This is a genomic window from Nocardiopsis sp. FR4 (assembly GCF_009830945.1).
Taxonomy (GTDB): Bacteria; Actinomycetota; Actinomycetes; order Streptosporangiales; family Streptosporangiaceae; genus Nocardiopsis.
Map to the genome: position 1 here is coordinate 73,059 of NZ_VWVV01000013.1, position 18,580 is coordinate 91,638.

Sequence of the window (18,580 nt, forward strand, 5' to 3'; positions counted from 1 at the left end):
CCGCGCTCCACCGCACGGTCACACGGTCAGATCACGGTCAGGAACGGGGTCTGCCCACATGGGGTTCTCACGCGCCCGCACCAGCGCCAAGGGCGGGACACGCTTCACCGCGTACTACACCGACATCAAGGGGGAGGAGCGCTCAGCGGGTACCTTCGCCACCGCGAAGGAAGCCGACAGGGCGTGGCAGCGCGCCGAGGCCAAGGTCGCCGAGGGACGCGTCACCAGCACCAAGCACGGACGACAGCGGTTCGCCGACTTCGTCCTGAACACCTGGCTGCCCAACCACGTCATGGAGGAGTCCACCCGACAGAACGTCACCTACGCCGTCAACAGACGCTTCGTACCCGAGTTCGGCAAGATGCGCATGAACGAGATCCTGCCCCAGCACGTCCAGAGCTGGGTCCGGCAGTGCCAGAAGGAGGGCCTGGCCGCCTCCTCCATCCACCGCATGACCACCATCCTGTCGGCCATCTTCACCTCGGCCGTCGTCAACCAGGTCATCTTCACCCACCCCTGCAAGGGCGTGGTGCTGCCGACGGTCGGCAAGAAGCAGTTCGAGATCATCACCCCCGAGCAGTTCTCCGACTTCCACGACGCGATCGAGGGCGAGCGGTTCCGGCTCCTGGTGGAGTTCGACATCGAGTCGGGGCTGCGCTGGGGAGAGCTGAGCGAGATCCGGCTCAAGGACATCGACCGGGCCACGGGCATCCTCACCGTCAGCCGGTCCGTCGTGGAACTCACCGCGAAGTCGCACCCGACCGGCGGGCGATTCCTGGTCAAGAATTACCCGAAGGACCGCAAGTTCCGCCGCTTCAAGCTCAGCCGCCCCCTCATCACGAAGGTTCTCGCCTTCGCCCTGGCGCACGGCATCCGCGATGACGACCTGCTCTTCTCCTTCCCGAAGCAGGACGACAACGCCCCGGTGCCCGGGGTCCCCGACGGTGTTGACCTGGGGCTCACGGCGCCCAACGACCGGGGGCGCAGGTACCAGCACGGTACGACCACGGCCTATACGAACGGCAGGTGCCGCTGTGAGTACTGCCGTGCCGCGTTCGCCCGCTACCGGGCTGTCCGGCGCGCGGAGGGCAAGGACAAGCCCAGACGCAGGCGCGAGGTCACCACAGATGGACACATTCCAGCGGACTGGTTCCGCAAGAACATCTGGCACCCGGCAAGGGAGAAGGCCGGGTTGCCGAAGGTGGTGACCCCGCACCAGCTCCGACACGCGCACGCGTCGTGGCTGCTTGCCGGAGGCGCCAGCCTCACCGTGGTCCGGGACCGGTTGGGACACGCCTCCATCACCACCACCGAGCGCTACCTGCACACCCTGCCGGAGGCCGACGACACCGCCCTCGAGGCGTTGAGCAGTATCCGTCACCGCAGCGCGACCATGATCACCGCCTGACTCCTGACAGCGAGGTGATCTGACGGCACAGCGGGGGTACAGGCCCATCCTGTACCCCCGCTGCTGAATCCGGCTGACCGCACTATCCGGTCAGGAGGGCTTCTACAGGGTCATCGGCGTGGTCCCGCGCCCAGGGCGAAATCCGTCCGTTGCTCATCCTCGTGTTCACTGACCAGGTTTCTCCAGATCCGGGCTCGGGGCCCCTGCTCCACCAGGTCAGGCATCGTCGCGCATCCGATCGAGAATCCCGGCCGGGGAACGATCAGGTACTGCGAGGAGCGCACGTAGGCCGCCAGGTCGGTTCGCCGGTTGGCCAAGCGCCGCTTGTTGGCTCCGTCCAGGACCAGGAGCACCCGCGGAAAGCGCGGATACCGCTCCTGCCACGCGGGACGTGCTGGCCCGTCCGCGGCGCTCCTGAGTTTGCGCAGAGGATGGAAATCGAAGTAGCGGGCGTAGGACACGAGCTTGCCCGCCAGCCGGTGTACGGGCATGGTGGCGCGGTCCACCTCCACCAGGAACTGGATCTGCCAGCGCACCCCGTCGGAGCCGTTGATGACGTAGTGCAGCAGGGCGTCGCTGATCACGTGGGTGTCGTTGAACCTGCCGTTGCCCTTGACGTAACGGTGCGCCACCTCCGGGACCCAGTACAGAGGTTCGAAGTCGTCTCCCAGTAGGCGGGCGTGCTCAAAGAAGGCCAGGCCCGTTTCGACCACCGCGAGCATGTGCTCGGCGAGCGGACCCGCGGCGCGTTCGGGGCTCATCCGGTAGGGGCGCACCAGCACCTCATCAGCTTCCTGCACCGCGCGCGCCCCGACAGGGGTGAGGAACCACCGGTGCGGTCGGCGGCCCGGGGGCACCACACGGTCAGCCAATCCCTTCCGTTCCAGATGCTTCAGGAGGTGGAGCATGTACCGGTGTGAGGCCGCCTCCGGTGTGAGCAGGCGGGCCAGCTGATGACTCGCGACCAGGCGGTGCTGGTAGAGCACCGCCAGGGTGTTTTGCGCCAGCTCGCTGGCTTCGATGGTGCGGATCGGCAAACCGTGGTCCTCCTCGATGTAGACACAAGTCCGTCATAAGGAGGAAGCCCAACGAAGGTAAGCATGTGACCGAACAGGTCGAGAGTTCCCCTCTGCCTTTGAAGATGAAGGTTTTTTCAGGGGGGAGAAATGTCCTGCCTTCGCCCACTGAACACAGAGGACGCGCCTCGGACGGCCAGAAGCTTCCCCTCACTCCACGAAGCTCTCAGGTCGATCCTCAGGAGCTTACTTTCCTCATTGTCAGCTCGCCCCTCAGGCGTGACCCGGGTGGCATGACAGCGTTCATCTGACGGCTCCATGGAAACATCGGGCCTCGTGGGCCGAGTGTCGTCATACAGGAGTTCCAGTGAACGGTGACAGGGATGGTCCCCTGGATGGGCATCTACCGGTGGAGATACGGAGCAAGAGACAGAGCGGGGATGGTGAGAAGCGATGAGTCCCGGCTGGTTGGACGAGTACGCAAGAAGGGCAGAAGGAAGGCAGTACAGCACGATCATGGATGCAGGGGAGTCAGAGTGGGAGCGCGGTCTGGGTGTGGCAGAGGAAGGATAAGGATGAAGGCCTTCCTCTTTTGTATAAGTAGAAAAGGAAGATGTCGGGGTTTGCCGACAGCGCCTCATCCCTTGTCCCACCAGGCTTTGACACGTTCGATGGCTACAGAAAGGTTGAACCCGTTCTTGTAGTGGTACCTGTAGCCCTCAGTCAACCGTGGGGACAACCGCGGGGACAACCGTGGTGTCAACCCTCTGAGAGCGTCCGCCCTGTGACACCTACCGGCCTTGGAGCCGTGGGCAGGAGGGCTTTCTGGGTCAAGACACGGCGAGATGACCGTTCAAGCGCTCCAACACCTGGGGGTCGACTGGCGCAGGCTCGGGCAACATCGTGGTCAAGGCCCCGGAGACGACCTCTCCGAGGTCACACAGCGTTCCGCTTTTTTCGAAGATGCGCGCCCGAGCGGCCGAGGTCTCGTCGATGACGGTCTCCGCAGGGACCACCCATACCAACTGGCCCTTCCTACCGTCGGTAAGGCGGTAGGCGGCCCCGGCTTGTGAGTAGGAGCGACTGGTGTCCATCCACGGTTGGGCTACCCGTTCCCCGTTGGGCGCGATCAACTGGCCCCTGCCTTCGTCGTCGGTGCCCAGAACTCCGGCGCCGCACCCCTTCGCGTCGATGAGCAACCAGCCCGCCCCGGTGAGCACAAGGTGGTCGATGTTGGTGGACCCCAACGACAGCGGAGGCAACCCCGCCCCGGTGAGGCGGTCCAGGTGTACCAGGTCATGGAAGAGGTGGTACACCCCAGGCAGACTCTGCAACCAGTCCTGTACAGCCTGGCCCACACGGCGTTCGAAGAACGCCCCTCGACGGGCAGTCGCACCGTACTGCTCGGCGGCTGTGTTCACAGACGTACCAGGTTGACCGTGCACGTGTACCACCGTGGCACACCCCTGTACCACTCTGCTCCACGACGGGCCGACAAGGGCATCTGCGCTGGTCACAAAGGTTTACCGGCTTGTCGGCAAACGGCGTCGGCAAACTCCCGGCAAGGAGAGGGACAGGCCGGCAAGCCTGGAGGACTTACTCTCCGGAAGGGTTGCCGAAACACCCGTACACGCCGTGTGCCGCCTCTTTGCCGGAAAGCGGAGGATGAGCCGTGTTGGTCCGTTGGACCACCGTGTCTCCGCCGAACACCTTGTCTCGGCAAGTCACCGCTTTCCGGAGCGTCACCCGGCGATGGCCTGGGCCTCTCTTACGGCCAGCGTGTGTCACCGCCCGTTCCAGAGTTTGTGCACCTGGAGCACCGCCTTCGGACCATGTGATGCACCAGGCCACGGTGGTATTGACGGTGAGTACCCCTTCGGGTTCACGGGTGCTGCTGTGAGTGCAGTCCGAGGAACCACCCGGTGTAGGCCTGTCCGCCTGTGCCCCTGGTCAGTCTCCGGCGGGCTTCACGATCGGGAAGAGCACGGTTTCCCGGATGTTCTTACCGGTGAAGGCCATGAGCAGGCGGTCGATGCCCACGCCCACACCAGCGGTCGGTGGCATCCCGTACTCCAGCGCTCGGAGGAAGTCCTCGTCCAACTGCATCGCCTCGAGGTCGCCTCCGGACGCCTTCAGCGACTGCTCGGTGAGGCGGCGGCGCTGCTCGACGGGGTCGATCAGTTCCGAGAAGCCCGTGCCGAGCTCCATGCCGAAGCCGATGAGGTCCCACTTTTCTGTGAGCAGCGGCTCGTCCCGGTGCTGGCGGGTGAGCGGGCTGGTCTCCAGCGGGAAGTCCCGCACGAACGTGGGCTGCACGAGGGTGTGCTCCACGAGCTCCTCGAAGAGGTGCTCCACCAGCTTGCCGGGGCCCCATTCAGGGTTCCACTCGATGCCGCGTGCGTCGGCGAGCTGGCGCACCTTCTCCAGAGGGGTGTGAACCGTGATCTCTTGGCCCAGCGTCTCGGACACCGATCCGTAGAGGGTGATGTGGGGCCAGTCCCCGCCGAGGTCGAACTCCCCGTCAGGTCGTTCGACCACGGTGGATCCGAAAACGGACTGGGCCGCTCCCTGGATCAGGGCCTGGGTGATCGCGGCTCCGTCGTTGTAGTCGCCGTAGGCCTGGTAGAACTCCAGCATCGTGAACTCGGGGTTGTGCGTGGAGTCCGCGCCCTCGTTGCGGAAGTTGCGGTTGATCTCGAAGACCCGCTCCAGGCCGCCGACCACGAGCCGCTTCAGGAACAGCTCGGGGGCGATCCTCATGTAGAGGTCCATGTCGTAGGCGTTGATGTGGGTGATGAACGGCCGTGCCGTCGCGCCTCCGTGCACCTGCTGCAACATGGGGGTCTCAACCTCGATGAAGCCGCGCAGCTCCAGCTCCGCTCGCAGGGTGCGCACCATGCGCGCTCTGCTGCGGACCATCTGCTGGGACTCGGGGTTGACGATGAGGTCGACGTAGCGCTGGCGCACCCGGGCCTCGGGGTCGGTCAGGCCCTTGTGCTTCTCCGGCAGCGGGCGCAGGCACTTGGCGGTGAGCGTCCAGGAGCTGACCATGATGGACAGCTCGCCGCGGCGGGAGGTGATGACCTCGCCCTCCACGCCCACGTGGTCGCCGAGGTCGACGTCGGCCTTCCAGGCGTCCAGGCGCTCCTGGCCGACCTGATCCAGCGACAGCATGATCTGCAGGTCGCCGGTCTCGTCGCGTAGGGTGGCGAAGCACAGCTTGCCGCCGGTGCGGTAGAGCATGACCCGACCGGCGATGGCAACGTGTTCGCCGGTGCGGGTGTCCGGGTCGAGGTTGGTGTGTTTGTCGCGCACGGCCTTGATCGACGTGGTGCGGGGGAAGGCCACGGGGAAGGGGTCGATGCCTTCCTCGCGCAGCCGGTCCAGCTTCTGCCGCCGGACCCGCATCTGCTCGGGCAGGTCGCCGTAGGTGGTTTCGTGCGCGTCATTCACGATCTCGATCCTATCTGTGCGCAGGACTTGGCGTACGCGCTCTGAGGATGCGTCCTCGGGTGGTCGTGGTCGTGGTCGTCTCTTCGGTGTCCGATGGTTGGAGGAGGCCGCTTTCGTCAGCAGTGCTGGCAATGGTCGTCCTCTTTGCCGAGGAGGGTCGCGTCGACCAGTTCGCTCAGATCCGCCGCCGCGTGAGGGGTCGGTAGGTCAGCGAGTGCGGCGACGGCCTGCGCGGTGAAGTCCGGTCCGGGCATCATGTCGAGTAGCCGGTGAAGGTGCGTGGTCAAACGTTCGTGGCACATGCGCTTTCCGGGAGTAACGGGGTGTGCGGATGATGAAGCGGTGGGTTCCTCATCCGAGGTCAGCGGGACGAAGTCGGTCCCACTGAGCAGGAGCCCGGTCAGTGGGGCGGGTGTGCGCCACCGGCGGAGTCGGAGCCTGCTCTGGGGGTGAGCTGGCGGTCTGTAGTGCTCAGCCCTTGTTACCTGTGTGGGCGGGCGAAGACGTCGAGGGCGAGCGCAGCTGTGTCCAGGGCATCGAGCTGTTCGGTGAGCGCGTCGGCCAAGCCGAGGTCGTTGACGCGGGTGGCGCCGTTGGGGTGGCCCTGCGGTGTGAAGTGGGGCAGGTAGACGGCATGGCCTTCGTAGACCACGAGTTCGGAGAGCGGTCCCGCGCACTCCAGGTACCTGCGGTGCTGGGGCACCAGCACGCGGGTGGAGAACCCTGAGGCTGCGCGTAGCCGGTGGACGTGGAGCTGGAAGCGCTGGTAGGAGGTCAGCGGAAAGCTGGTGGCCCACAGGGTGCGGACGGTGGTTCCCATCTCCTGGTGCAGGGCACGGCGGGCTTCCATGGCCGGGCGCTCGCCTTGGAGGAGGTTGAGGGCGCTGGTGGTCTCCTCGGTGCCATGCGCACAGGGCGCTGTCGGTGGGGTCCACGAGGTGGTCACGGGTTTCCACGCCAGCAGGTCCCGGTGTGTCCCTCGCAGGAGCGTAGGGCTGCTTCGTCGATGCGGTAGGTGGCGTGGTCCATGCGGATGCCGTCCTCGGCTGCCTGGTGCAGCACCGCGTCGAACACCGTTAACGGCTGGCCCAGGGTCTGGGCCACGTGCTCGATCAGGGACGCCCGGAGGAAGGAGCGCGGGCTGCGGGGTCGGGGGCGGTTGACGGTCATGGCACCGGTGTCGGCCGCGGTGGTGAGCTGGCGGCGGGTGAGTCCGGTGATGTCGCGTGCCTGGGCGGGAGTGACCCAGTCCTGGTCCTGTGTGGCGGCCAGGGCCTGGGCGCGGTCCAGGAGCGGTGTGTAGGGGTGGGAGGTGAGTGTGGGCATAGGGGTTTTCTCCGGTAGGGCGGTCAGAGCAGGGGGAAGGCCATGAACGGGGTGAGGGCCGGGGTGTGGGCGAGGTCGCTGATCGAGCTGATCCACACCACCGTCAGGGTGTGGGCCAGGGCGATGCTGGCGTGGGCGATGATGAGCGGGGTCAGCCTGCGGGTGCGCCGGTAGAGCCATACCGAGGTCAGGCCGAGTGGGGCCAGCGCCAGGGCGGCCCATCCCGCGCCGAGGCCGAGCGCGACCCGGGCCAGGGCCGACACCAGGTAGGCCTCCCACGCTGGTCTGTGTGCGGCGCCCAGGAGGGTGACGACCAGGCCGACGAGCACCAACTCGGTGATGAGTGCAGTGCTGATCTGCACGGGCACGAGGAAGATCAGGGTGGGCAGGAGCGTGCCCGACGCTTCAGGGGCGCAGGCGTTGAGGAGCAGCGGGAAGAAGCCCACCCGCACCAAGAGGAAGGCGCACGCCCCGACTGAGAACACCAGCATCGGCTGGTGCTGGTACTCCATGCGCAGCAACAGGCGGCTGGTCCTGGCCCAGGAGGGGAACAGTCCCAGGCCGTCGCGGACACCAGTCCCCAGGCGGTGAGTGATCTGCCAGGCCGCGGTGACTGTCGCCGCGAGCATCACCGCGTGCGCGCCCCACACCAGAATCCAGGCCTCGGTGGCAAGGGGCCACCGAGTGAACGGTATCGCCAGGGCCGCGGGGGCGAACAAGATTCCGAGCAGGGCGGTGGTGGCGTAGGCGGCTGGGGTGGAGAGCGTTCGTGAGCGAGGCCGGGCCGCAGGCATGGCAGTGCTGTGCCCGTGGGGCGCTTGGGCTGGCCTGGGGCATGTGTGTGGTGGTGACACCTGTGGTCCTTCGTGGTTGGGGGCCCGGGTCCCGCCAGGCCGTGGCGGAACCCGGGCCAGGTGCGACGGCGGAAACCCCTCAGCTCGGGACGGAAAGGGATGCGTCATCGCCGCACCAGCTCAAGGGGCTGGAGCCCGGTCGGGGTCGTGGCCATCCAGGTAGGCGCGGACCTCGGCGAGGTCATGGAAGATCTCGGTTACCCCACCCAGAGAGGTGAGGGCGTACAGGGCGCCCAGGAGGCGGCGCTCGCGGGTGAGGACGAACCCTTGTTGGGCTGCTCGCCAGCGTGTGGCCTCGAAGTCCCTGCGAAGCAGGAGGGGCCTAGCCCAAGTACGGGTTGGGCGGGGGAACCTGATGGTCACGTGTGCCCCTCCCGGATCTGGTTGACCAGGTAGTCCACCAGGCACAGGTCCATAGGGTGCACGGGAAGCGTGGCGTCGCCCAGGATCGCCAGGCGCCGGGTGGACCTGGTGGGGTCGGGCATCTCCCATGCGCCTGGAGCGCGAGCGGGGAACTCCGCCACCCATTCCAGGCGGCCGTGGGTGGGTTGGTGCAGGCGCAGGCACACCGCGGCCACGGGTGCGCCGATGCCGACGGGGGAGCCCTGTTCCCAGGCCCTGCGGGTGTACAGGCGGGCGTCGATCGACCAGCCTGCCGCGTCGACCAGCGGGGTGTATCCGGCGGTGGTCACGGCTTGTTCCATCTGCCGCATGGCGGTCTGCGCCGTTGTGGAGGGGCGGGGTGGTTGGGCGTGTAGGGGCACCATGGTGAGGGTGGGGGTCACCGGGCCACCTCCGCGTACACGCCGCGCCGACTCGGAAGGCGCCCCCAGCAGGTGGAGAACGCCTCCACCAGGAGGAGGCCGCGCCCGTGCTCGTCCAACAGGGCGGGGGTGGCGGGATGGAGGGGATGGATGTCCTCGAAGGGGCCGCCGTCGCGCACCTCGATGCGGACCCGGTCGGGGTAGGCGAGGACCCGGAGGGCGAACCGACCGCCCGGGGTGCCGCTGCGGGTGTGCCGGATGGCGTTGGTCGCCAGCTCCGACAGGACCACTTCCAGGTCTGCGGGCGGCTCTATGCCCTGCTCGACCAGCCGTGTGCGCACCCATGCGCGGCTGTCGCCGATGGAGGTGGGGGTTCCGGGGAAGCTGCTGCGTCCCTGCCAGAGGAGGTCTTCGCGTGGTGGGGCCAACATCAGCGCTCCTCCACACCGCGGGTCGCCAGTTCCCTGGTGAGCCGCTTGTGGACGGTGGGGATGTCGGGCCCGTAGACCGCTCCGCACCATCCCCGCTCGATCTGGCGGGCGGTGAGCAGAGCCAGGGGCTGGGCGACCCATCGCCGCCCCGGTACCGCCTGGGGCCTTCGTTCGATGGTCCAGCCGGGGTTGGCGTCCTCGAACTGCCGTCGTGTGGTGCCGTAGGTAGCGGGTTCGCTATGCTCGGACATGTCTCACCTCAGGTCATTTCAGGTCAGGTGGGGCCTCACGCCTCGGAGCCGCCGCTAACCGGCACCGGGGCGTTTTCTGTTGTCTAGGCCCTCCTCACACCTCTTTTGTGAAGAGGGTGAAGCGAGGGCTTCCGCATCACGCGTCGTGCAACGAGGCCAAAGCGTGCGGCCGGTACTGGCCACGGAGAGCTAGAAAAAAACCCCGCATGCCAGCGACACAGGCCGTTACGGTGAGACAACCATTTCCACGCTCCCGCCGGTATGGGTGCGTGGTTACGGACCCTGCCAAAGCTGCCAAAGGTGTTTCGGAGGGTGGAATGCGCAGCCCCAACGTGAAATTGAAGGCTGTGATCGCCGAGCTTGGCTGGTCACAGCAGCAAGTCGCTGCCCGTTTCTTGCGCGTCGCGAGAGAGATGAGGCAGTCTGACCTGCTGGGTGTGGGGCGCTCCACCATCTCCATGTGGGTCACGGGCACGCGACCGCAGGGCCGCGCCCCAGAGGTGCTGTGCGAGACGCTCTCTCGAGGGCTCGGGCGTCCCTTGAGCCTGGAGGACATCGGGCTGGGCCGCCCCGACGAGTGGCCGACCCAGAGCTCCTGGGAGGCCGATACTCTGGCCGCGCTGGCCGAGCTTGGGAGCGACGTGCACAGAAGGCAATTCATCGGCACCGCTGTCTATTCAGTTGCTGGGCTCACTCTCCCTGGGGAGTCCTGGTGGCGGGAGAGTGTGGACCGTGCGAGGGCCCGCCCGGCCAAGCAGGGGGTGGTGACGCGAGGAGACGTCGAGGCGATCCAGGATGCGACCCGTCTCTTCCAGCGCTTGGACCAACAACGGGGTGGAGGCTATGGAGCTTCGGCCGCCACCATGTTCCTGACCGAAGAGGTCCTCCCGGCACTGCGTAGACGTGCCCCCGACCGGATCCGCAGCGATCTGTTCGCCGCGGCGAGTGAACTGGTGTACGTCCTTGGTTGGTCCTCCTTCGATGCCAACCGGCACGGTACGGCCCAGCGCTTCTTGCAGCTTTCGGTCAAGCTCGCCGCCGAAGCCGGAGACCGGGCCCTGGCCGGTCACGTACTCCGAGCGCTGGCACACCAGGCCATGGATCTCGGGCACTTCCCCCAGGCAGCGAAGTTGACGTCGGCTTCCATAGACTGCGCTTGCTATCGCGCTGCTGGTCCACGTGAACGGGCTTTGCTCGGAGTGGTGCACGCCCGCAGTCTGGCCGCGGTGGGTGAGCACAAGGCATCAGCGAAGGCCCTCCTCATCGCTGAGAACGACCTTGCCGACGCCGGTGAGGGCGATGACGAGCCGGGCCGGGTGTGGTTCTTCACCCAGGCCAGCCTGGCTCATGAGACTGCCCGAACCCTGCAAGTCATGGGTGATCTCGGTTCTGCGGAGCGCGAGTTCAAGCGCAGTGTGCGGCTGCGCCCCGCGGAGTTCTCCCGGACCCACGCTGTGACCCTCGGATATCTGGGCGAGATCCAGGCGGCTCGCGGAGAGATCGAAGCGGCCTGCGCCACATGGACGGAGGCGCTGGACGCGATGGAGGGTGTGCGGTCGGGTCGGGCCAGGAACACGGTACAGACCATGCGCACGGTGCTCAGCAGCGTGCGCGGACGTGGAATCGACGCGGTGCGCGAAGTCGACAGCAAGGCCGCTGAGATGCTCCGTGTAGCCTGATCCGGCCTTACAGCCGTCGATTCCGGAGGACTACTCGTGGAGATCACGCTCACCCCCGTCGCGACCGTGGTCGGAGGACGCACCGAGGTCGCGGATGACTACTGGGGAGGTGTCCGGTCGATCATCCGCCTCAACGAGGACTTGCCGGTGAGCACCCTCAAGGGTCTGGACGAGTTCTCCCATATTCAGGTGGTGTGGCGCTTCAGCCAGGGGTCGGAGGCCGATGTTCACCTCGGTGCACGGCACCCGAGGGGGAACACGGACTGGCCGGAGACCGGAACGTTCGTCCACCGCAACCACCGGCGGCCCGCGAGGATCGCCATCTCTCAACCGCGCCTGCTCCGGATTGAAGGGCACGACCTTCATGTTGAGGACTTGGACGCGGTCGATGGAACGCCTGTTCTGGATATCGCCCCGTGGTTCGTCGAGTTCGGCCCCCGGGGAAAGGTGAGGCAACCCCGTTGGCCCGGGGAAATGCTCAGGCACTACTGGGAGACACGCCAGTCCTGAGAGCCTGCTTTGGGCTCGACTGGAGCTTTCAGGTTGCTGGAGTTCAGGGACCGCGCCGCCTTGGTCCAAGTCGAGCACACTTCCGGTGGCGAGTTGCTTGGTATCGTCGGGCAGATCTCACGGATGAACGGGTTGATCCGCGCTTCCCGTTTGGCCGAGTCGAGCCGGCCTGTTGGGCACACCCTTGACGAAGAAACACCCCTCGTCACTGGTGATAACGGCGGTGACAGTCCCGTCATGGCCGCTGCTGGTCGGACGGGTCTGGAAGATGTCACCGGCGAGCGGTTGAATGAGGTCTGCGAACGGGATACTCATGGAGTCCTCACCTGCGAGGTCTACAGCGGCTTCCCGGACCGTCAGGACTAACTTGCCTTGCTCCGTCAGCACTATGGACGCAGGAGGGGCCATGAACATCAGACCCATCGAAACCCACTACGCCGGATATCGGTTCCGATCCCGCATTGAAGCGCGCTGGGCAGTGTTCTTCGACCACCTCGGCATCACTTGGGAGTACGAACCCGAGGGATACCTCATCGACGGCAAACCCTACCTGCCCGACTTCCTGGTCTATCCCAACACCGACCTCGAATTCTGGCTCGAAATCAAGGGCACCTTTCCCTCTGACGAAGAGATCGAGAAGGCTCAAGGACTAGCGGAAGGCACCGGAATTCGAGCCTTCGTTTACTTCACCAAACTTGAAGTTCCAGCACCAGAAATGTCCCAAATAACAACCATGAGCGAGTACATGGATGGACCTGGAAAATGGGTTTGGGACAACCAAGAAGGGTGGCTCAACATAGGCGGAGGTCCGCCACAGTGGCAGGTCGGGCTCAAGCCCACGGCTTTCCTACTGGGAAGCAACCCCGGGTTCGCCCGCAAGCCTAGGAGCGATAGCTGGTGGTGGACCGACTGCTGGTTCTGTGGTCGAGTGATTCTCAAGCTGTACGGCCAAATCGGTGTCTGCCCTCAGCACCATGTGGGGGATTGGGTAGACGAAGGTCTGTACCCACGCTTTGCGCATCGGACACCCCGCCTCCTCGAGGCTTACCGTGCTGCCCGTTCGGCGCGGTTCGAGCACGGCGAGAAGGGCTGACCTTCCGGTCACCGGTGACTCCGACCGCCAATCAGAGGAGGGGACATACAAGTCCAGTTCGAGCACACCGACCGATACCTCAACCACAAGATCGATCTCCCCGCCGTTCCTCGGCAAGGAGACCGAGTGAAGATCAACAGCGAAAAGTATCGGGTCAAGTCCGTGACATGGGTTATCGATAGCTACGAGGTGCCGCGTGTCCTCATTACACTGGAGGACTGATGCAGGACCTCATCAGCTGGCTGCGCTCACAAATCGAAGCCGACGAGCGCGCCGCCAACGCCTTCCATAGCGTGACCATCGCGGCCGCGCACTCCGACGTCAATACCGAACACGACGGTGCCTACGACCACTACCGGTTGATGGTCACCCCCACGAGTATCCTCGCGGATGTTCAGGCGAAGCTGACGCTTCTAGAGCTCTACGAAGGGGTCATGGACCTCGACAGCGAAGACTGGAGCTTCAGCGGCGCCCACGGCCGGGCGAACGGTCTCGGAGAAGCCATCCGCACGATCGCTCAGGCGTACCGTGACCGACCTGGGTGGACCCGCGACTGGGAGCGGTGAAAGGGCGCCCGTCCCGCCCGGGCGCCCTTCTCTGCGCAGCGGAGCTACAGAGCCAGCCGGTTCTCGTTCATTATCGCCACGAACATACTGGTCGCTCTAGCGTGTCTGCCAGTCGACAGACAAAACTATGAACACCCCATTCGCATCTCCTTCCTCATACTTTTTCAGCGTGAATCCGTTTAGGAAGCGCGTATCGCGGGCCTGAATTCCCCCAGCGCACTCCTCGATGAACCCGAAGCGGGAATCGACCTCAGTCAAGGTCTCCTTCAACCGAACCAGAGGCTTATCCGCGTTCAAGGCGTTGCGGTCTCCGTCGTCCACTCAGCCCCACGCTCCCCATGTGAACCTCACCTTCACCGAAGGTGGGCCATGCTGGTGGCTCGGCTAGCAACTCGCTGAACGCGCCCTGCACGATTGGCGGATGCTCTGGTCAGTCAGCGCTCAGAGCGCTTTCAGCGTCCAGAAGCGGTGAAGTGAACACGAGGCGGGACTCGGCGAGGATGTCGCGGTTGAGCACCTTGAGGTAGACCTCGTCGACACTGCCGAAGGTCGCGGTCGCGTAGTCGAGGTCGAGCATGGCAGCGGCGGCGCGAACAGCCTCCTCACCGGGGCCTTCGACCTCGAGGTAGGTAGGCAGGTCCGGCCAGGTGTCGATGTCGTAGGTGACGCCGTCGAGCTGCCATTCCTCGCGGTAGTTCTCCTGGTAGCGCAGTGCCGCGAACCCCATGGCCTCCAGCAGGTGTTGGGCGGCGTGGAAGTCGGCGACCTCGACCTCGGCCTCCAGGATGCTGTCGATACCGGAGGCGCCGTCGGCGTCGTTGACCTGTTTGTAGGTGAGCATTGTCCTGTCGCCCTGCTCACGCAGCCGCAGCCATCCGCCGCGGTCACTGATGTCCTGGTTCTTCAGGACCACGCGCCGCATGAGCGTGCGCGGCATCGTGCAGGTGGCCCCACGGTCACGGAGCCGGGTGGCGATGGCGTCGGGGCTGATGGCCAGGAAGCGGGCTTCGAATTCAGGAGTCATGTTGAGATCGGTTCCTTGGTCGGTCGTGAGGCGATGAGCAGTCCCATGCGATGGACATGCGGGTGTAGTTGCTCGACGTGGGGGTCTTCGACGAAGGCGGGCGTGTACGCTTCCCAGGCGATGTCCCAGTCGGTGAAGTAGCGGCGCAGCTCTCCGGCCTCTGGGTAGTGCTCACAGGCGAAGTGGCGTGGTTCGACGGGCATCATGTACTCGGCTCCGAACAGCCCCTCGTCCGCGCGGGTGAGGTTTTGCATGGCTGCGACGAAGTCGGCCAGGGAGCGGCGGTGGTTGACGCTGTAGTGCCAGGAGCAGCTGGTCCACACAGCGTCGACGGTCTCGACAGTCTCGGAGGGCTCGAGGATGTCGGTCTCGACGATGGTCACCTGATGGTTCAGGTCTTCGGCAGCCAGGCGCCTGCGAAGACCAGCCATGGTGCCTGGTATAGGTCCGGGCAGGGTGATAGGACCGCCGTCGAGCGCGAGAGCATCGCGTTCGATGGCGATCACGCGCAGCCCGCGCCGGGCGAGGGGGAGCACGTACTTGCCGTCGGACGCGCCGACCACACACACCGTCTTCGCCCTACACATCTCGATCTGGTCGAGGAACAGCGGGAAGAACGTCTTGGTCGCCTGCCAGACGCTCTCAGTGGGGGAGGCAGCCACGGCATGAGTCATCGGGTCTCTGTATGGCGGCGCGGTCACGTTCAGCCACCAACATAGACCACGTCGGGGATGGCCAGGGCGAATTCGTCGTTCTCTCGGGGCTCGTGGACGATCTCCTCGGCGTGCTTGTCCCATCGGAAGGCGTTGGCGTCGCGACCCACGGCCTTACAGGACACGGTCAGTCCACCACGCGGATCGGATTCGATGCGGTCGAGCCAGCCGTCGGTGACCAGGTTCGAACAGGCGGTCCCGGCGGGGGCGGGTGAGAGGTCGGAGTCGTAGATGATCGCGATGTCCAGGTCGGCTTGGGCGATCTGCTCATGCAACCGGCCGTAGCGGGAGGTGCTGGCCACTTCGAGGTCGGGGTTGTCGACAGCGTTGCCCACCAGGCGCAGCGCGTGCAGTTTCAGCTCGGTGACTCCGTGCTGTTGAAGCAGTCGCGCGAGGGGGACGATCTGGTCGAGGTTGTGCGCCGTGACGGTCATGGTGGCGCTGGTGGGGACGTCGAGGTTTCGGGCGTGGTCGATCATCTCGATGGCGCCGGTGAAGCTGCCCCGCTGACGGATCCTGTCGTGCGTGTCGGCCAGGCCATCCAGGGAGACCCGGAACTTGTCCAGGACCGGGGCGAGGCGGGTCACCGTGTTGCGGAAGCCGCGGTGAGCGTTGCTGCACATCTCGGTTCGTAGGCCGAGGTCGTTCTTGGCGTAGCGGCACAGGTCGACGATGTCGCGGTAGAGGAGAGGCTCGCCGCCGAGGAGGGTGACGGCCTCGAGCTGGTAGGTGTCTCGGAAGCGGCGCAGGATCGTCTGCGCCTGCTCGAGCGTGTAGTGCTCGGGGTCGGCGAGCAGTTCGCCATGGAAGCAGTGGCGGCAGCTGAAGTTACAGCGGTACAACAGCTGCAGGTACAGCATGCGGATCCGGTGAATCCCGGTGATCTCGGTGAGCATCGTGTTGGTTCCTCCGGTGGTGGCTATCAAGGCCAGGGCAGGAGTTCGTCGGGTGTGGCGGTGATCGGGTGTCCGTCCGGGGTCTGGGCGACCACGACGGTGCGCACGCCGAAGTCGCGCAGGAGCTCCCGACAGGTGCCGCACGGTGACCAGACATGAATGCCGGTGTTGTCGCGGACCATGGCCACGCAAGCCGTGAAAGTGGTGGCGCCGACGGCCAGGGCGGCGCCGAGAGCAACCGGTTCGGCGCAGGTGGCGCAGTGACTGCAGTTGGTCGACCGCACCTGCACTCCGTTGTGGATCGCGCCCTCGCTGTCGCTGACGGCGGCGGCCACCTTGACGCTCGGGTGTGCGCACATCTGGAAAGCGCTTCGGCAGGCTTCGAGCAGGCGTTTCAGCTCAACGGCGGTGGGCTGCGGATCATCCGACATGGACCGGTCCTCCCCTGCCCTGGGCCAAAGCGAAGAAGTCAGTCGTGTCCTGCCGTCGCCACAGCACGGTTCCGTCGGTGGAGACCACTGGGGGACGCAACCAGGTGTTGGCAATCCAGTCGCCGACCGAGTAGGCGCCGACGGCATCGAGGCACACGCGGGTACCGGGGCGAAGCTCAGTGGGGCCGAATACGGTGCCGAAGCTGTCGCCGCGGTGGCACAGAGGTCCGACCACGGTCCACGGAACCGTGGAACCAGATGTGTCGGGGTGGTCGAAGATGATCGGCCTCCTCTCGTCCGCGCGCCAACAGTGCAACGCGTTCGTGCCGAGGTCGAGGACAGCATGCTGCCGAGGTCCGTCTCTCCGGATGGCGACGACGGTGGCGACCGCGGTCATCGTGGGTTCGGCGAGGAACCGGCCGGGTTCCAGGACGAGGCGGCGGATACCGAGTCGACTCAGTCGATCAATGTGTCGTTGGAACACAGCGGAGATGCCGTCCAGGTCGGGTTCCCGCTGCTCCCGGACAGGGATCCGGAACCCAGCCGCGTGTAGCGTTTCGAACAGCGGCCCTGTCCGGCGTTTGCCGACCCGCCCGGAGGCGAGGCCGCCTCCGATGTCGAGTGTGGTGACCGTGGTGACGCCCGCGGCGCGTAGCCGCTGGAGCAGGGTGCGAGTCTTGGTCAAGACGGTGTCGTAGAAGCCAGGGGACACGATCTGGCTGCCAGCGTGTACGTGGAGTGCCTCCAAGACCGTTCCAGGGGTGGATGCCACGGCGCCCGCTGCGCGGATGATCTCACTACCGGAACTACTCCAGCCGAATTTGGCGGTGCCGCGCCGCCAGTGGATCGAGGGGTCGCTGCCGCGCTCACCCGAGACACCTGGCAAGCACACGCGCAGCCCGACCGCCAGGAGCTCGCCCTCGCGTGTGAGTGTGTTCAGGTGTTCGATCTCGGTGTCCGTCTCCAGGTTCACCAGTCGCGGTAGGTCACCGGTCGTGGCGCGCTGGAGAAGGCCCGTCACCTTGCCGATGCCGTTCACCACGATCCGCTGGGGGGTGCGGTATTGGCGGGCCAGCTCGTATTCAAGGGTCGAGGTGACTTCCGCGCCGATCCCCTGCTCTGCGAGCAGAGCGCACAGATGGGGCAGGTAGTTCGTCTTGTACGAGTAGTAGATCTCTGTGGGGAGCGGCAATCGGTCCGTGAAGGTCCGTAGTCTGTCCGCTGCGGACTGAAGTCGATCGGGTGAGAACATCAACAGCGGCGTTCCGTGGATTTCTGCGAGCTCGAACGCACGTGCGGGGATCTCAGTCGGCATCGCCCGCTCCAGTCAGTGTCATGGAGCGCGGCTTGGTCAACAGGCGTTCGATCCTGTCGACCACCTGCACGGGTGTGAGTCCCGTCGTGTCGACCGGGGTGAGGTCGAACGAGTCGTAGACGCTGCGCAGCGTGGCCAGCCCCGATTCGACCAGCCTGTCCCAGTAACGGCTTGTCCCTGAACGTTCGCGTCCAGCTAGGCGTCGCTGACGGTATGGTTCGCGCAAGGTCAGTTCGATCGCCAGGTCCGGGACGACGGCCCGGTCCCAGTCGACCGGCGGTAGATACCGTGCCCCCATCGCCGCGTGGGTGGCGAGCGTGCGGTAGAAGTAGCTCTCGATCACGACGTTGCGGCCTGTCCGCAGGTGCTTGTCCACGACGTCGGATACGGAATAGTTGACCGTCATCCAAAAGTGCAGGCGAGCGTTGACCGACCGCTGGCGGTCGATGTGGCGGCGCGCCTCTGCGAGGTGGGAAAGCTGTGTGTCCACCAGTTCCGCGCCGAGCGCAGCGGCCAACAGTGGAGCGGTGGTGCTCTTACCGACGCCAGACAGCCCTTCCAACACGACGAATCGCCCCGTCTGTACAAACGGCTCCCTACGGGCGGAACACGGTTGTTCTGTGGGATGCGCCGACGCCGTCAGAGGCGTGGTCGGCGATGAGCGGGCTCCGGGTGAGACCACAGGCGCAACTCCTTCGCAGTGGTTCGACAAGGCCAACGTGACTCGCACGGTGCAGGCCTGAAGAGCTTCGGGGGTGGGGCTGTTCGGCTCGACTCCGACCGAACAAGCCCACGCTGTCACCGCGGCGGAGATCACGGCTATGGGGTGCCGTCCTAGTCCTGCCCTAAT

The 18,580-nt window shown here is 65.7% G+C and carries 23 protein-coding genes; 6 read left to right on the top strand and 17 right to left on the bottom strand.

All coding sequences use genetic code 11. From position 1 onward, the window contains the following. Positions 1 to 58 precede the first annotated feature (58 nt). Entirely contained in the window at positions 59 to 1,408 is a 1,350-nt protein-coding gene (locus FYW95_RS14255) for a tyrosine-type recombinase/integrase (protein WP_160050410.1), read from the top strand. Positions 1,409 to 1,518: 110 nt separating this feature from the next. On the opposite strand, the gene FYW95_RS14260 is transcribed toward FYW95_RS14255, so the two are convergent. From FYW95_RS14260 to FYW95_RS14305, 10 genes are all read right to left on the bottom strand, one after another. Then, entirely contained in the window at positions 1,519 to 2,445 is a 927-nt protein-coding gene (locus tag FYW95_RS14260) for a replication-relaxation family protein (RefSeq protein WP_159943314.1), read from the bottom strand. Positions 2,446 to 3,254: 809 nt separating this feature from the next. After that, positions 3,255 to 3,845: a nuclease-related domain-containing protein gene (locus tag FYW95_RS14265; RefSeq protein WP_159943315.1), complete on the bottom strand. Its 591-nt coding sequence runs from the start codon at positions 3,843 to 3,845 to the stop codon at positions 3,255 to 3,257. Positions 3,846 to 4,374: 529 nt separating this feature from the next. Beyond that, positions 4,375 to 6,009, bottom strand: a complete 1,635-nt coding sequence (gene lysX / locus FYW95_RS14270; RefSeq protein ID WP_255495460.1) for a bifunctional lysylphosphatidylglycerol synthetase/lysine--tRNA ligase LysX — start codon at positions 6,007 to 6,009, stop codon at positions 4,375 to 4,377. Next, the gene (locus FYW95_RS14275) at positions 5,994 to 6,179 is read right to left on the bottom strand and encodes a hypothetical protein (protein ID WP_159943316.1); all 186 of its coding nucleotides are present in this window, start codon (positions 6,177 to 6,179) and stop codon (positions 5,994 to 5,996) included. Before FYW95_RS14275 ends, lysX begins: the two co-directional genes overlap by 16 nt. 179 nt (positions 6,180 to 6,358) lie before the next feature. Beyond that, positions 6,359 to 6,823, bottom strand: coding sequence for a DUF6879 family protein (locus FYW95_RS14280; protein ID WP_159943317.1), 465 nt, complete (start codon positions 6,821 to 6,823; stop codon positions 6,359 to 6,361). Beyond that, positions 6,820 to 7,203, bottom strand: a complete 384-nt coding sequence (locus FYW95_RS14285) for a hypothetical protein (RefSeq protein WP_159943318.1) — start codon at positions 7,201 to 7,203, stop codon at positions 6,820 to 6,822. The genes FYW95_RS14280 and FYW95_RS14285 overlap by 4 nt, the downstream gene beginning before the upstream one ends. A 23-nt stretch (positions 7,204 to 7,226) precedes the next feature. Then, the gene (locus tag FYW95_RS14290; protein ID WP_160050411.1) at positions 7,227 to 7,922 is read right to left on the bottom strand and encodes a CPBP family glutamic-type intramembrane protease; all 696 of its coding nucleotides are present in this window, start codon (positions 7,920 to 7,922) and stop codon (positions 7,227 to 7,229) included. A gap of 494 nt (positions 7,923 to 8,416) precedes the next feature. Further along, positions 8,417 to 8,749: a hypothetical protein gene (locus FYW95_RS14295; RefSeq protein ID WP_160050412.1), complete on the bottom strand. Its 333-nt coding sequence runs from the start codon at positions 8,747 to 8,749 to the stop codon at positions 8,417 to 8,419. An 89-nt stretch (positions 8,750 to 8,838) separates the two neighbouring features. Then, complete coding sequence (locus tag FYW95_RS14300; protein WP_160050413.1) at positions 8,839 to 9,252, bottom strand: ATP-binding protein; 414 nt, start codon at positions 9,250 to 9,252, stop codon at positions 8,839 to 8,841. Further along, complete coding sequence (locus FYW95_RS14305; RefSeq protein WP_159943322.1) at positions 9,252 to 9,503, bottom strand: hypothetical protein; 252 nt, start codon at positions 9,501 to 9,503, stop codon at positions 9,252 to 9,254. The genes FYW95_RS14300 and FYW95_RS14305 overlap by 1 nt, the downstream gene beginning before the upstream one ends. Before the next feature lie 317 nt (positions 9,504 to 9,820). Between FYW95_RS14305 and FYW95_RS14310 the strand changes: the two genes are divergently transcribed. The 5 genes from FYW95_RS14310 (at position 9,821) to FYW95_RS14330 (ending at position 13,351) form a co-directional block, all read left to right on the top strand. Next, positions 9,821 to 11,182, top strand: coding sequence for a helix-turn-helix domain-containing protein (locus tag FYW95_RS14310; protein ID WP_159943323.1), 1,362 nt, complete (start codon positions 9,821 to 9,823; stop codon positions 11,180 to 11,182). A gap of 36 nt (positions 11,183 to 11,218) precedes the next feature. After that, the gene (locus FYW95_RS14315) at positions 11,219 to 11,692 is read left to right on the top strand and encodes an SAM-dependent methyltransferase (RefSeq protein ID WP_159943324.1); all 474 of its coding nucleotides are present in this window, start codon (positions 11,219 to 11,221) and stop codon (positions 11,690 to 11,692) included. Positions 11,693 to 11,725: 33 nt separating this feature from the next. Next, on the top strand, positions 11,726 to 12,058 hold the full coding sequence (locus FYW95_RS14320) for a hypothetical protein (protein WP_159943325.1): 333 nt from the start codon (positions 11,726 to 11,728) through the stop codon (positions 12,056 to 12,058). Between the two features lie 40 nt (positions 12,059 to 12,098). Next, entirely contained in the window at positions 12,099 to 12,785 is a 687-nt protein-coding gene (locus FYW95_RS14325; protein ID WP_159943326.1) for a PDDEXK family nuclease, read from the top strand. Between the two features lie 221 nt (positions 12,786 to 13,006). Next, positions 13,007 to 13,351 carry a DUF6221 family protein gene (locus FYW95_RS14330; RefSeq protein WP_159943327.1) on the top strand — a complete coding sequence of 115 codons (345 nt, stop codon included), beginning with the start codon at positions 13,007 to 13,009 and terminating at the stop codon, positions 13,349 to 13,351. A 96-nt stretch (positions 13,352 to 13,447) separates the two neighbouring features. Here the strand turns inward: FYW95_RS14330 and FYW95_RS14335 are convergent, their stop codons facing one another. The 7 genes from FYW95_RS14335 to FYW95_RS14365 all read right to left on the bottom strand — a co-directional run bounded on the left by FYW95_RS14335 (position 13,448) and on the right by FYW95_RS14365 (position 18,547). Beyond that, complete coding sequence (locus FYW95_RS14335) at positions 13,448 to 13,672, bottom strand: hypothetical protein (RefSeq protein WP_159943328.1); 225 nt, start codon at positions 13,670 to 13,672, stop codon at positions 13,448 to 13,450. A gap of 109 nt (positions 13,673 to 13,781) precedes the next feature. Next, complete coding sequence (locus FYW95_RS14340; protein ID WP_159943329.1) at positions 13,782 to 14,375, bottom strand: class IV adenylate cyclase; 594 nt, start codon at positions 14,373 to 14,375, stop codon at positions 13,782 to 13,784. After that, complete coding sequence (locus FYW95_RS14345) at positions 14,372 to 15,037, bottom strand: class I SAM-dependent methyltransferase (protein ID WP_236572190.1); 666 nt, start codon at positions 15,035 to 15,037, stop codon at positions 14,372 to 14,374. Before FYW95_RS14345 ends, FYW95_RS14340 begins: the two co-directional genes overlap by 4 nt. 41 nt (positions 15,038 to 15,078) lie before the next feature. Then, the gene (locus FYW95_RS14350) at positions 15,079 to 16,014 is read right to left on the bottom strand and encodes a radical SAM protein (RefSeq protein ID WP_201294859.1); all 936 of its coding nucleotides are present in this window, start codon (positions 16,012 to 16,014) and stop codon (positions 15,079 to 15,081) included. Further along, on the bottom strand, positions 16,011 to 16,415 hold the full coding sequence (locus tag FYW95_RS14355; RefSeq protein WP_159943332.1) for a cytidine/deoxycytidylate deaminase family protein: 405 nt from the start codon (positions 16,413 to 16,415) through the stop codon (positions 16,011 to 16,013). Before FYW95_RS14355 ends, FYW95_RS14350 begins: the two co-directional genes overlap by 4 nt. Continuing rightward, entirely contained in the window at positions 16,405 to 17,730 is a 1,326-nt protein-coding gene (locus FYW95_RS14360; RefSeq protein WP_159943333.1) for a diaminopimelate decarboxylase family protein, read from the bottom strand. The genes FYW95_RS14355 and FYW95_RS14360 overlap by 11 nt, the downstream gene beginning before the upstream one ends. After that, positions 17,720 to 18,547, bottom strand: coding sequence for an AAA family ATPase (locus FYW95_RS14365; protein ID WP_370462396.1), 828 nt, complete (start codon positions 18,545 to 18,547; stop codon positions 17,720 to 17,722). The genes FYW95_RS14360 and FYW95_RS14365 overlap by 11 nt, the downstream gene beginning before the upstream one ends. Positions 18,548 to 18,580: the final 33 nt, after the last annotated feature.